The following is a 13,060-nucleotide window of genomic DNA, read 5'->3' as shown; positions in this document are numbered from 1 at the left end:
ATGAATGGAAATTTGAACATGGATGTTATAAGAAGCGCCCTACTGGCGGGCGAGATTGACGATGCATACAAAGTAATTTTCAACGCTAAGAAGAGGATAGAACTCTACAAATCAACAACAGGCGACTCAAGATATGACGTGTACTATGGTTTCATAAGCCTGATTGATGAGGTCGTGAAGGGAAGGCGGAGCTGGAAGGACCTAAGATCGTATACGGACGAGAATTTCGAGAAATTGTCAGCTTACGTTGATCCAGATTTCCTTGAGAGTTTTCCATACTATCTCTTCTTTTCAATAGACAGATACAACGTGCGATTCCCGTACTATGATGGAAAGAGGTGTGATGATAGATGAGCTTCGAGGAGTGCTTTCAGCATGTTGAGGATGAGGAGGAAGCCGCAGAATGCATTCATTGTCTCAAGAAATACGGCGAACAGGTCATGTATGATGATGACCTTGGCAGGCTCGTTCTCGGCAGAGAGATCTATGATGACAGGTACAGAGAAAAGATGGAAGAACTGACGAAGCTGTTGAATATTAGAAATCGCAGGGACTATGAGTATATGGATAAAAAATACAATCTGACCATGTACTGATGTCTATACTTTCATCCTTTTTTAGAGATCAGCTTCTACCTTGAATCCTTTATTTTTGAATTTTTCTGCTGTAGATCTTATGATGCGCTTCATGTTTTCATCTATATCTGAGAAAGAAACGGACATGAGCTTCTTCTGTGCATTTATAACGACAAAGCCAACAGTCTTATCGTCCGGCATTATCTCGTCTGTTCTGGCATACCTGGAGATAAAATCCATCATCACGTCAGGATCGTCCTCGTCAATTATGTCGTAGAGCTCGTTAAACGATTCGAGAAATCTCTCCATAACCACGCATATTGTGGTGGGATGAGATCCAGCTATCGAGATATTGTACATTGCGCAGAGTGTCATGATCCGGATATTCAATCATACTATAATTTATTTAACAAGTAAGTTCAGCTAATAATTGAATCTGTACATACTATTTATCTCAAGAAGCAATGCACCATCATGTTTCCAATCGTGAGGATGAGAAGGTACAGAAAAGATCAGAATTTCAGAGATCTTTTCTCAGAGACAGATATAAGGCCAGAGAAACTTGTCATGCCCATATTCGTTGAAGAAGGAATCCAGAAACCTGTTGAAATAGCGTCTATGCCAGGAATACGAAGGTATCCGCTGAACCAGTTGAAGGATTATGCAAAGCATCTTGAAGATATAGGTGTCAGATCCGTGCTACTGTTCGGTGTTCCAGAGCATAAGGATAGCACTGGCAGCAGCGCATATGATCGGAATGGAGTCATACAGAGGGCGATATCCATCATTAAGGAAAGTACCGATCTCATAACGATAGGCGATCTCTGTCTGTGCGAATATACCGACACAGGCCAGTGCGGATTGATCAAGAATGGCTATGTGGATAATGATTCTACTCTAGAGGTATACAGAAAGATAGCGAAGAGCTATGCTGAAGCTGGTGTCGATATAGTAGCACCAAGTGGAATGATGGACGGTCAGGTGTCGGCAATACGGGATGAACTTGACGGTGATGGCTTCCAGAATGTGATGATAATGGCCTACAGTTCAAAATTCTCATCCAATTTATACGGTCCTTTCAGGGAAGCCGCAGAATCTGCTCCAAAGGTGGGAGACAGGAAGAGTTATCAGATGGATTACAGGAATCAGAGAGAGGCACTCAGAGAGATCGACCTTGATGTTTACGAAGGTGCAGACATAGTGATGGTTAAACCTGCCCTGTTCTATCTCGATATCATCGCAAAGGCCAGAGAAAGATTTGATCTGCCGCTGGCCGCATACAGCGTGAGTGGAGAATACAACATGATCTACAATGCTGTGAAGAATGGATATCTTTCAGAGGACACCATAAGAGAATCGATCCTATCAATATTCAGAGCAGGTGCGGACATCGTTATAACGTATTTCACCGAGCAAATACTAACTGATTCAAAATAATATAGATTAAATATTAGCATTGCACAATTCAATACCCTTATATTTTTTCTATCATTGTTCCTCTGGTGATCTGAATGCCAGTTACATTGGGACAAAAAGCTCCGGATTTTACCGTGAACACATCCAAGGGTCCTATAACCCTGTCAAGCTACAGGGGAAAATGGGTTTTGCTGTTTTCGCATCCAGGCGACTTCACGCCAGTATGCACCACAGAGTTCATAGCATTCACGGAGCGCTATAAAGATTTTCAGGCTCTGGGTGTGGAACTCATCGGCCTAAGTATTGACAGCGTTTACAGCCATATAGCATGGATAAGAGACATTAAGGAACATTTCGGAATAGAGATACCGTTCCCGATAATAGCCGATATCGATAAGGAAGTCGCCCGGCAGTATAACCTGATAGATGAGAAATCTGGAGCCACGGTGAGAGGAGTATTCATCATAGACCCGAATCAGATAGTGAGATGGATGATATATTACCCGGCCGAAACTGGAAGAAACATAGATGAAATAATAAGGGTCATAAAGGCACTCCAGTTCAACTGGGAACGTAAGCTAGCAACGCCTGCAAACTGGCAGCCTGGACAGGAGGGAATAGAGGGAGCACCTTCAACCGTGGAGGCCAGTCTGAAGAGGGATGGAGAACCCGGCGTGAAGACCTGGTATCTCAAATTTGTAAAATAAAATCATTCAATCTCTATAAACCTTATTTTTGGCCACCTTTTTTCATCAGGTATTATCTGCACGAGATAAGACGATGTTTTGTTGGAGGAAACCGCCGCATATCCATTGACTGAAAATATATCAAGGGAGATATGCGATGCTGAAAACATCTTATCATAGGTTGTATCATCCGCAACTATGAATATGACGCCGGTGGTCCTTATATCATCCACCACCTCTATGATCTGATTGAGAAATTCAGGTCCATATACAAGGTATAGATAATCGGAGGAGAGGAAGTACACATAAGGGCCCTTTGACTGAGCCAGTTTCACCTCTATTATCTCACGGTTTATATCATCCTTCAACCTGACCCCTTTGAGCGAGATAACGTACGGATTGATCATATCCGATTTTGAGGTCGTTATGTAGTTGTTGAGATATTTTCCAGCCAGGGATTTGAGAAGAACGGTGTATGTTTCATATCCGCTGGCGGTAACATCGATCACCCCGCGTCCTTGAATGATATTGTTGATGATGAGGTTAGTCTTGAATAACGAGACGAAGTCGTTGACCGATGGCCCTTTATCCTTGATATGCAGAATAACGATGGAACCTCCAGGTACAGTATCGGTACCCTCGGGCGTCAGCTTCCCGTACTCAGTATCGCCAAGAGATACCTGGAATTCAGCCGGATCGGATATTCTTGTTGGTTCATATTTAACATCAGGAAACACAAGGCTGCTCCGCATCACGCTGTTGAACTTACCGCCTGCAAGGGAAAACATGTAGCTTGGATAAGGCCCGATGGATATGCCCCTCATCTTCTCCAGCGTGAGCGACCTTATGAGCATATCGTTCTTTATGTTGTAATCTAGGCTGACAACACCGTCTGCGAAGTACTCCAGCCTTTCATTCTGCTTCGCCTCTAGTATGGATATCAGGTTTGCTCCGGAACCCTCGACGAGATCATTCTTAAGCATAAGAAATAGAAAATCCTCAGGTATGTTGTACTCTTCAGCTATGGCGTCAATCGAGTCCAGAGCTATGATGGGTCTCTCACCGCTGTGGGCATCGACGAATTCGTAAAGGGAATGTATGATAGGCACGATCTTCTTTGTATCAATGATGAGGCCGTCCCGAAGGTAATCACCAAATTTCCCTTCCTCTACCATTCTTTCAAAGCGATTCAGATAGTCGGTTCTAACCTTCTTTATCTCGCCCTCACCGCTGAATCGTTCCTTGATCCATGGGTAGGCATCCGCTATCGAAGCTTCAGTGGTTCTTGACGATATGTAATACACGGGATGATGATCCCTTATGGATGTGAGAAAATCAAGCGTGAAGGTTGTTTTTCCAGATCCAGGCTTTCCCTTAATAACCATGGACTTTCCGAAACGTTGATCGAAAAATTGCTCGAATATATACATGATAGGATCGGTAGCCAAGTTACATCGACGCCTCCCAGATTATGTTATGTCTAACTTTTTTCTATATATTAATTTATTTACGAATGGCTAAATTTTCCACATTTTTCATTGCAGTTAATACATAAAAATGAGAACAATTTTTTAATAAAGAAGAGATACTCATCCATGGCAAGAAAGAAGATTTCTGTAATAGGCGCCGGCAATGTCGGTGCAACCGTTGCTCAGTTCTTGGCCGCAAAGCAGCTTGGCGATGTTTACCTTTTCGATGTCGTTGACGGTATTCCCGAGGGAAAGGCGCTTGATATTCAGGAAGGCGCACCACACTGGAGATACGATCTTGATGTGGTCGGATTCAGCACCAGCGATGAATCTAAGTATAAGAACATGGAGGGAAGCGATGTAATAGTCGTAACTGCAGGACTTGCAAGGAAACCAGGTATGAGCAGGGACGATCTCTTCGACAAGAACGTTGAGATAATATCAGACGTGTCCAGAAATATAAAGAAATATTCACCGGATTCCATAATCGTTGTGGTATCCAACCCTGCAGATATCATGGCCTACGCGCTTCAGAAATTTACGGGTATCACTCCGTCCAAGATCATGGGTCTCGGCGGTTCTCTGGACAGTTCAAGATTCAGGACATTCCTTGCAAAGGAGCTTAACGTATCCGTTGAGGACGTGAATGCATTCGTTATAGGAGGACATGGCGATGATATGGTACCCTTCATAAGATACTCGAGCGTAGCTGGTATACCCATCGAGAATCTTCTGTCAAAGGAGAAGATTGACGAGATAGTCAAAAGGACAAGATTCGGTGGCGGAGAGATAGTTAATTACCTGAAGACAGGCAGCGCCTTCTATGCGCCCGGTATATCCATAACCGCCATGGTTGAATCCGTGATCATGGATAAGAAGCGTGTGATTCCGTGCGCAGCATACATAACAGGAAAGCATGCGGATCACTATGGAATTAAGGATAAGTTCATAGGCGTGCCGATAAAGATAGGAGAACAGGGTGTGGAAGAGATCTACGATATAGATTTCAAACCGGATGAGCTGGAACTCTGGAAGAAGAGCGTTGCCTCGGTTGAGGCCAGCTCAAAGAAGGTGGATGAGTGGATCACTAAGCACAACCACTGATCCAAATTATTTTTTTCTATCCTTTAAATATCGTTCGTAGAACTCTGGATATTTTTCATATTTTATAGGATCTTCCGATCCAGCCTCCATAAATCCCTTCAACCTCAGCAGGCATGAATCGCATTCACCGCAGGCTTTATCTCCACCACGATAGCATGACCATGTGAGATGGTATGGAACGCCGAGCTTCATACCAAGTGTTATTATTTCTCCCTTTGTAAGATACTGTAGTGGAACGTTTATATGCATCCCATGTTTCAATCCTATCTCAGTCCCAAGGCTGAGTGCGTTCTCCATGGCATTGAAATATTCAGGCCTGCAGTCAGGGTATCCGCTGTAATCTATCGCATTTGCACCGATGAATATGTCCGTTGATCCCAGCGATTCCGCATATGCTGCAGCAATGGCCAGAAATATAGTGTTTCTTGCTGGAACATAGGTGACCGGAATTTCATCGGATATTGATTCCAGGCTCCTGGTGGGAACCTCTATATCATCGGTCAGAGCGCTCTTCCCGATGGATCTGAGATCCACATGTACTATTTTCCTATCCACGCCGTAATATCTCGCTAGATCCTCTGAACTTTTCATCTCCCTTGAATGCCTCTGGCCATAATCAAAGGAAATGGCATGGACATCATAGCCTTTCGAAATGGCATAGGCCAGAACCGTACTTGAATCCAGTCCACCAGAGAGCAGCACGACAGCCTTTCTCTTCCCCTCCATCTCCTCCTCACCCTCAGGATCCGATCTAGGGAAGCATGGCTTCCGAGAATACTCCCTGACCCGGCCCCTCTTCCACGGAGATCTCAAGCTTTTTGATGTTCTTCTTCAGCCTTAGTTTTTCACCAACACGCCTTGCTACATAGGCAGATAGTTCTTCGCTGGTTGTGTTGTTCACGTCAACGAGATACACGAATTCACCCGGGATGATCATCCTCTTGTTGCTGTACACTATCTCATATTCATCCTTTTCTTCGTCGTATTTTGCTATATTCGCCTTTGCAGGAACAAGAAGTTTATGATCCATTTCATTGATGACAGATCTTATTGCATTCTTAAGCTCGATAAAGTCTATAAGCATGCCATCCATCAGTTCGCCCTCAACGTTCACGATTATCCCATAGTCATGACCATGAAGACGGGAGCACTTTATGTGTGATGGTATGAAATGCGCAGCCGAAAACCGCATATTGGTATACCAGCCATTCACAGTCAATTTCATAATACCCTATAGAACATGCATATATATTATCGATGATCGTTCCGCGTTAATCTCTTGATGAAGTTCTTCAAAAGCCATGTGGCTGCATCCTGAGACTTAAGAAATATGGTTATGAAATGTGATTTGCGCATTTTGTTGCAGTCGAGCGCACCCTTCAAAGGTGGGATCTTGCAAATGTTTCACGGATATATGCATCTTCTTAAATTGAATAGAGGAAAAAGTTTCAGAGACGAATGCAACGTAAACGTTACAGAACAGACCGGGAAATATCATCATTAATATGCACTTCAAATCATCTGGCATCGACGAGGATCATGTAATGATCGGTATCATAGGGTGACAGATCTATGATCTCCCTGATATTGTATGGGGACATCTGATCTACGGTCTTTTTGAGAATAGTCCTCGAATCCTGCGTTGAGGCTATTGACCTGGTCTTCAATATGAGAAATGCCGATCTTGGATTGAATTTCTCCATGTTTCTCTGGAATATTGCGATCTGATTTCTCTGTGATATATCCTGATACATCACATCGACATGATCTATGAAGAAACTATATCTCTCCGGTAGGTTTGCATCTTCCATTATTGGATAAATGTTTTCGCGCTGCTCTGACAGGTCGAGAAGCTTTGAAAAGGGTTCATAGGCCACTTCTACTGCAAATATGGATCCCTGGGAGGCTATATCAGAGATATGGCTGACAGTTGTACCTGTTGATGCTCCCAGATAGAGAACATAGCTTTTTTCACCTATCGGCATATGATGAAGTCCCTTAAGTATGGCGGCGGAAAGCTTACTTCTCTCCGGTTTCCATTCTCGGTAATTGTTATGATCGAATCTAATTATGTCCTCACCGTAAACCTTCTTATTCTTACTCGTTCTGGTGTATATCTTCGTTCCAATCTTCAGTATACTCTTCGAGCCATATAGAAAGACGGGTTGGGCTGATCTTCTCTGCTTTCTCTCTACCATCCTGCTTTAGCATATTTAATGAATATAAATAAATTGGGAACTGTACCTGAAATGGGGGATGTAATGTGCAAGATAAGACCGCTATGCCTGCACAGTCAATGCTCGAAATACCGTATAATCATGCATTGGTGAACATCATATGATGGATGGCGTAACTCTTCTTCATCAACTTGGTAAAAGATTAATTATCCTGAAGGCATGCATAAATCATTATGGAATGCGAAATGTGTGGTAAAAAGGTATCAAAGACAACGAAGATCATGATCGATGGTGCCGTCCTCAATGTATGCGATGACTGCGCCAAATTTGGCACTCCGGTCATAGAGCATAACAAGTTCAAGCCTGTTGAACAGCCGATAAAGGTGCAGCTTCCGGATAAGCCTATGCCCAGGGTAGTCACGGCAAAGAAACCGGTCAGAAGGGTAAATGAAGAGGATCTTGATATTGTTGAGGATTATGCCGAACTGGTGAAGAACGCAAGGGAAAGACTCGCCATGTCGCAGGCGGATCTGGCAGCCAAGATATTTGAAAGAAAAAATGTAATAGCGAGCATAGAAAGAGGAGAATTGATGCCCGATCTGAAGATTGCCAGAAAGCTTGAGAAGATACTTGGCATAACTCTTGTGGAGAAAAGCTCCTGATGGTTTTTTGATATGACATAATTGCTACATAAACGTCTTCGTGGCTCTCTGAAATGGCTTAAATTAGTTATTATCGAAATTAAACGATTTTAACCTTTAATACAGGAAAAGCTTATATAATGGTCTTTTTTATTAGAAATTGGGTAAGCAAATTGAAAATAGAAATAGGGCAACGAATAGACGTTGAAGTAGAGAGGGAGGATATTGAGCGAGTCTCCAAGGGTTCGATAATCGCCATATGGTACAACAGGGGTGTACCTATATATGTCGAACTGTTTGTGAACAAGAGTCTTGTGTATGAGATTCGGAAGATGTTTGCCAACAACAATAGAAAGTCTGCCCTAATTTCTATTACACGGATCTCAAAGTCCAAATACATAGTTGAACCTACCGTTGTGGTGCTCAACAAGCAGAGGACTGATCTTACCCCTATAAAATAAATTAATATTTATAAAACCCACTTCTTGTTTTTCTTCCAAGTTGTTTTGCCTCCCTCATCCTTCTCAATATAGCCGATGGCTTGTAACGTTCGCCATAGGCAGATTCAAGCACCTCCATGACGTCCACCACTACATCTATGCCTATCATATCTGCAAGTTCAAGCGGTCCCATTGGAAATCCTGCCCCCTTCTTCATTGCCGTATCTATGTCCTTTGCTGAGGCCATGCCACTGTCCAGCATTTCTGCAGCGGTATTTATCATCGGTATCAGGAGCCTGTTGACGATGAATCCTTCACGTTCCTTTACCATTACAGGAACCATACCCTCTCTGTGATTTTTCATTCTGGATATCAAATTGAATGCAAGATCTCTGATCTCACCTGATGTATATAGGGATGGAACGATCTCCACAAGAGGAAGAAGATATGGCGGATTGAAAAAGTGGAGTATCAATGCGTTCTCAGGCTTTTTCAGAAAGCCAGCCATTTCGGTTATGCTCAGGGAGGAGGTGTTTGATGCTATTATGGCTCTTTCAGAGAATCCTGATAGATCCGAGAAGATCTGATCCTTTACCTTCTGATCCTCGAATGCGGCCTCAATGATCAGTTCGCACTCTGACAGATCCGAGTACTGATCCGTTATCTTTATTCTTCTCAGTATGGGCTCTATTTCGGTATTGACCTTTAGTTTCTTTCTTATGGTATCCTTCTGATCATCGCTTAGCCTTATTCCATAACCCTCTATTCTGGCTACCTCCTTGTCAGGTCTTTCATCGTTTATCCTCTTCAGATCGTTCACTATTTTTTCTATCTTTGAGTATCCTGATCTGGCCAGATCCATGTTCTGATCCTTCAGAACAACATTGAACCCATTATAGGCAAAAAGTTCAGCTATAGCAGAACCCATCGTGCCTGCTCCGATCACTCCAACGGTTTTGATCTCCATGATAAAGTATTCCGATATGGAATAAATGTCTTCGCCGCTGACATGTCTTAGCATGATATTTTATAGATCAGGAGTTTGACATCGCGATTTCATCTATGAACGTTTTATCACAGAACAGGATAAAAAAATTTATATAGTGAAATTGTGTAATAATCATGTTGAGCAATGGGCTCGAAAAAACTCGACGACATATTGAAGGACGAAATTGGATCGTCCGACGACATGGATAGGTTAGTCTTTGACGAGGGTAGAAAAGATAGAAGATCAAGGAATAATACGGGTTCTATCCCTAGGAAATAAGGTGGTTTCTCTTATATTGTTGAGTCCAAGAAGAATCATGGTAAGGCGTTCAAGCCCTAGCCCCCATCCAGCGTGTGGAGGCATTCCATACTTAAATGCATCTATATAGAACTGAAATGATTTAACATCCAACTTTTTTTCTCTGAATCTTTCCACCAGCATTTTCGGATCGTGTACTCTTTGCGCACCTGATGTTACCTCTATCTCACGATATTGAAGATCGAATGAATTGGTGAGCCTAGGATCATCCTGTTTTGGCATTGTGTAGAACGGTCTCACGGAGGCTGGCCACTCGGTTATGAAATAGAAGCCCTTAAACCTAGATCCGATCATTCTCAGATGATCCGGAGAAAAATCGTCACCAAACTTGAAATCAATGCCCTCGCTGGACAACAATTCTATGCATTTCTCATAGGTTATCCTAGGGAAGGGAGTTTCCGGAACACCTATTGATATCCCGAGAGCCTCGAAGTCATCGTTGTTTGCCCTTATTGCATTCTCCACACCAGACTTTATTGCATTTTCGAGCATTGACATAGCATCATTGTGATCGGCGAAGCTCATCTCTATATCTATAGATGTGAACTCATTCAGATGTCTGGTGGTATTGTGCTCCTCCGCCCTGAACGCAGGGCCGACCTCGAAAACGCGATCGAATCCAGCGGACATCAGAACCTCCTTATAGAGCTGTGGGCTCTGATTCAGATAGGCATCCTTCTCAAAATAACGGACTGGGAAAAGATCGGCGCCGCCCTCTGTAGCTGCCGCGACTATCTTGGGCGTATGAACCTCTATGAAATTCTGCCCATGCAGATACTCTCTTATGCCCCACAGAAGCGAGCTTTCAATGCGAAATATGGCCGAAACGTTTCTCTTTCTCAGATCGATAAATCTGCTGTTAAGCCTGGTCTCAAGATCCGCCTGAACGGGATCTATAACTGGCAATGGTAGTGGAGCTTCAGCCTCATTTACCACGGACACCGAGGTTCCCTTTATCTCTATACCTGATTTACTTACGCTCTTTTTATTGATCACGCCCTGAACCTTCACAATGCTTTCCCTGTTGATTCGTTTGATGGCTTCAAGAGTGGCTTCATCATTCTTGAATGTTGCCTGTATTATTCCTGTATTATCTCTCAAAATGAGGAATGAGACATTTTTCATGATCCTGGCTTCCTGCAGCCAACCGTATATGACCACATCGGTACCATCGTCAAATCCCCTGAGAGCACCTATGTATGTTCTGGGCATAGCCGTTTATTGCAAACGCTATATTAAATTATCCCAGCCGCATATGACCATACCAGCTCCCCATTGGTAGTATCTTATCCGTATCGGCTTCATAACAGGCCATCATATGCAATATGTTCAACGCGTTTTCGATGACTGTCCTTATCCTACGAAAATCGTAAGGACGATCATTGATGAAAAATATGCATATTGTTCAAAGAAAGATACATTATAACTGAAATATTCTTTTCACGCTATGAGAACAAAAGTTAAAATACATTTCGATCTATGGGTATCCATCGTACTTATATCTTTGGGTATAAAATGATTGCTATTTTAATTTTCTATCGTATTGTTTGCAGAATATGAAAAATTTGTATAGAAATGATATGAGTGTATATTATTAAGGAGTAACTAAAAATAAAAAATGTTTAAATAGATCCAATGATGTAGATGCGTTATAGTGATAAGATGACTGTTGAGGGAGAAACACCAAAGCGGTGTCCTGAATGCAATTCTGAACACCTGATAAGAGACTATGAGCATGGCGAGCTTATTTGTGCTGACTGTGGTGCAGTCATTGAAGATGCATACATCGATCAGGGCCCAGAATGGAGGGCTTTTGATTCTGATCAGGACGAGAGAAGAGCTAGAACCGGATCGCCTATGACATACCTAAGCCACGATAAGGGGCTGGCAACGGAGATATCATGGTCCAATAAAGATTATTATGGCAAGAGAATACCACATAAGAATAGAGCCCAGATATATCGTGTAAGAAAATGGCACCAGAGAATCAGAGTCTCCAACGCTGCCGAGAGGAATCTTTCCCTCGCGCTTCAGCTTCTGAATGATATAGGTGCAAAGCTAGGCATTCCAAAGGACATTAAGGAAACAGCTGCGTTGATTTACAGAAAAGCTGTGGAAAAGAACCTCATAAGGGGGAGAAGCATCGAGAGTATCGTGTGCGCTTCAATTTATGCTGCCTGCAGGAAAGTCAATATACCGCGCACACTGGATGAGATCTCAAAGGCCTCAGAAGTCAACAAGAAGAAGATCGGAAAGGCCTATAGGCATCTTGCAAAGGAACTTGATCTCAATCTGAAGCCAACCACACCATTCTCTTATATATCACAGTTCTGCAATAAACTCGATCTGGACAAGCAGGCCATCGTCATAAGTGAAGATATCGTAAGGCAGGCCATGTCCATGGGTATATCTTCGGGGAAGGGCCCAACAGGTATAGCAGCAGCTGCGATATACATAGCTTCGGTGAAAGTGGGTAAGCCAAGAACACAGAAGGAAATAGCGAGAATATCAGGAGTAACTGAGGTCACCATAAGGAATAGATACAAGGAGATAAGCAAAGCATTGAATATTTCAATCTCAGAATAGATATGTTGAAGATATACGTTGTAGACAACGGCGGGCAGTGGACACACAGAGAATGGCGTGTGCTCAGGGAGCTTGGTGTGGATACGAAGATAGTCCCAAACGACATAGATTCCAGCGATCTTGATGGGCTCGACGGTCTTGTGCTGAGTGGTGGAGCTCCAAACATAGACGAGGAAATAGATAAACTTGGAAACGTTGGAAGATACATAGACGATCATAATTATCCCATATTGGGCATATGCGTTGGGGCTCAGTTCATTGCATTGCATTTCGGTGCATCGGTCGTGAAGGCAAAGCATCCAGAATTCGGCAAAACAAGGATTTCAGTCATGCGATCTGAAAACATCTTCTATGGGCTTCCATCGGAGATAACTGTATGGGAAAATCATAATGACGAGATAATGGGGCTTCCGGATGATTTTGTCCTTGCCGCATCTTCAAGCACCTGCCAGGTACAGGGATTCTATCATAAAACACGGCCTATCTACGCTACCCAATTTCACCCTGAAGTTGAGCATACGCAATTCGGGCATGAGATATTCAAAAATTTCATATCGATCTGCCTATCACACAGGGATCTACAGAAGGAAAGTTCCCAGCAATGAACTGATCGATCCGTCCGTTATGATTACGGATCCTATTTTTATTCAAGATGAGCCT

16 protein-coding genes are annotated in these 13,060 nt (G+C 43.0%); 9 read left to right on the top strand and 7 right to left on the bottom strand.

Going from position 1 to position 13,060, the window contains the following annotated elements; genetic code table 11:
• Positions 1–354, top strand: coding sequence for a hypothetical protein (locus DMB44_RS05795; protein ID WP_110641729.1), 354 nt, complete (start codon positions 1–3; stop codon positions 352–354).
• Positions 351–596 (top strand): hypothetical protein, encoded by a 246-nt coding sequence (locus DMB44_RS05790; RefSeq protein WP_110641727.1) that lies wholly within the window; start codon positions 351–353, stop codon positions 594–596. The genes DMB44_RS05795 and DMB44_RS05790 overlap by 4 nt, the downstream gene beginning before the upstream one ends.
• Positions 597–617: 21 nt before the next feature.
• Here the strand turns inward: DMB44_RS05790 and DMB44_RS05785 are convergent, their stop codons facing one another.
• A complete protein-coding gene (locus DMB44_RS05785; protein WP_110641725.1) occupies positions 618–950 on the bottom strand; it encodes a TA0956 family protein in 333 nt (110 codons plus the stop codon).
• Between the two features lie 99 nt (positions 951–1,049).
• Between DMB44_RS05785 and hemB the strand changes: the two genes are divergently transcribed.
• Together hemB and DMB44_RS05775 are read left to right on the top strand one after the other, a co-directional pair.
• Positions 1,050–2,012, top strand: a complete 963-nt coding sequence (gene hemB, locus DMB44_RS05780; protein ID WP_110641723.1) for a porphobilinogen synthase — start codon at positions 1,050–1,052, stop codon at positions 2,010–2,012.
• 74 nt (positions 2,013–2,086) lie between these two features.
• Positions 2,087–2,698, top strand: a complete 612-nt coding sequence (locus DMB44_RS05775; protein WP_110641721.1) for a peroxiredoxin — start codon at positions 2,087–2,089, stop codon at positions 2,696–2,698.
• Between the two features lie 2 nt (positions 2,699–2,700).
• On the opposite strand, the gene DMB44_RS05770 is transcribed toward DMB44_RS05775, so the two are convergent.
• Entirely contained in the window at positions 2,701–4,107 is a 1,407-nt protein-coding gene (locus DMB44_RS05770) for a gas vesicle protein GvpD basic region 2 domain-containing protein (protein WP_255414319.1), read from the bottom strand.
• Between the two features lie 165 nt (positions 4,108–4,272).
• Here DMB44_RS05770 and mdh point away from each other — a divergent pair, with 165 nt between their 5' ends.
• The gene (mdh, locus tag DMB44_RS05765; protein WP_110641964.1) at positions 4,273–5,250 is read left to right on the top strand and encodes a malate dehydrogenase; all 978 of its coding nucleotides are present in this window, start codon (positions 4,273–4,275) and stop codon (positions 5,248–5,250) included.
• Between the two features lie 6 nt (positions 5,251–5,256).
• On the opposite strand, the gene queC is transcribed toward mdh, so the two are convergent.
• The 3 genes from queC to DMB44_RS05750 all read right to left on the bottom strand — a co-directional run bounded on the left by queC (position 5,257) and on the right by DMB44_RS05750 (position 7,448).
• Positions 5,257–5,976, bottom strand: coding sequence for a 7-cyano-7-deazaguanine synthase QueC (gene queC, locus DMB44_RS05760; protein ID WP_110641717.1), 720 nt, complete (start codon positions 5,974–5,976; stop codon positions 5,257–5,259).
• 25 nt (positions 5,977–6,001) lie between these two features.
• A complete protein-coding gene (locus tag DMB44_RS05755; RefSeq protein ID WP_201796939.1) occupies positions 6,002–6,475 on the bottom strand; it encodes a 6-pyruvoyl tetrahydropterin synthase family protein in 474 nt (157 codons plus the stop codon).
• Positions 6,476–6,767: 292 nt separating this feature from the next.
• Positions 6,768–7,448, bottom strand: a complete 681-nt coding sequence (locus DMB44_RS05750) for a fibrillarin-like rRNA/tRNA 2'-O-methyltransferase (RefSeq protein ID WP_110641716.1) — start codon at positions 7,446–7,448, stop codon at positions 6,768–6,770.
• Between the two features lie 212 nt (positions 7,449–7,660).
• On the opposite strand from DMB44_RS05750, the gene DMB44_RS05745 reads away from it, so the two are divergent.
• Both DMB44_RS05745 and DMB44_RS05740 read left to right on the top strand, forming a co-directional pair.
• On the top strand, positions 7,661–8,089 hold the full coding sequence (locus tag DMB44_RS05745; RefSeq protein ID WP_110641714.1) for a multiprotein bridging factor aMBF1: 429 nt from the start codon (positions 7,661–7,663) through the stop codon (positions 8,087–8,089).
• A gap of 152 nt (positions 8,090–8,241) precedes the next feature.
• The gene (locus DMB44_RS05740; protein WP_110641960.1) at positions 8,242–8,529 is read left to right on the top strand and encodes a hypothetical protein; all 288 of its coding nucleotides are present in this window, start codon (positions 8,242–8,244) and stop codon (positions 8,527–8,529) included.
• A gap of 1 nt (position 8,530) precedes the next feature.
• On the opposite strand, the gene DMB44_RS05735 is transcribed toward DMB44_RS05740, so the two are convergent.
• A complete protein-coding gene (locus tag DMB44_RS05735) occupies positions 8,531–9,475 on the bottom strand; it encodes a 3-hydroxyacyl-CoA dehydrogenase family protein (protein WP_110641958.1) in 945 nt (314 codons plus the stop codon).
• Positions 9,476–9,739: 264 nt separating this feature from the next.
• Complete coding sequence (gene aspS / locus DMB44_RS05730) at positions 9,740–11,026, bottom strand: aspartate--tRNA(Asn) ligase (RefSeq protein WP_110641712.1); 1,287 nt, start codon at positions 11,024–11,026, stop codon at positions 9,740–9,742.
• Between the two features lie 450 nt (positions 11,027–11,476).
• Here aspS and DMB44_RS05725 point away from each other — a divergent pair, with 450 nt between their 5' ends.
• Both DMB44_RS05725 and DMB44_RS05720 read left to right on the top strand, forming a co-directional pair.
• Complete coding sequence (locus DMB44_RS05725; protein ID WP_010901355.1) at positions 11,477–12,400, top strand: transcription initiation factor IIB; 924 nt, start codon at positions 11,477–11,479, stop codon at positions 12,398–12,400.
• A gap of 2 nt (positions 12,401–12,402) precedes the next feature.
• A complete protein-coding gene (locus DMB44_RS05720) occupies positions 12,403–13,005 on the top strand; it encodes a GMP synthase subunit A (RefSeq protein ID WP_110641708.1) in 603 nt (200 codons plus the stop codon).
• Positions 13,006–13,060: the final 55 nt, after the last annotated feature.

The sequence above is a fragment of the Thermoplasma sp. Kam2015 genome, assembly GCF_003205235.1.
Taxonomy (GTDB): domain Archaea; phylum Thermoplasmatota; class Thermoplasmata; order Thermoplasmatales; family Thermoplasmataceae; genus Thermoplasma.
The sequence above is the reverse complement of the archived record's forward strand: the minus strand, read 5'-3'. Positions and strand labels throughout refer to the sequence as shown.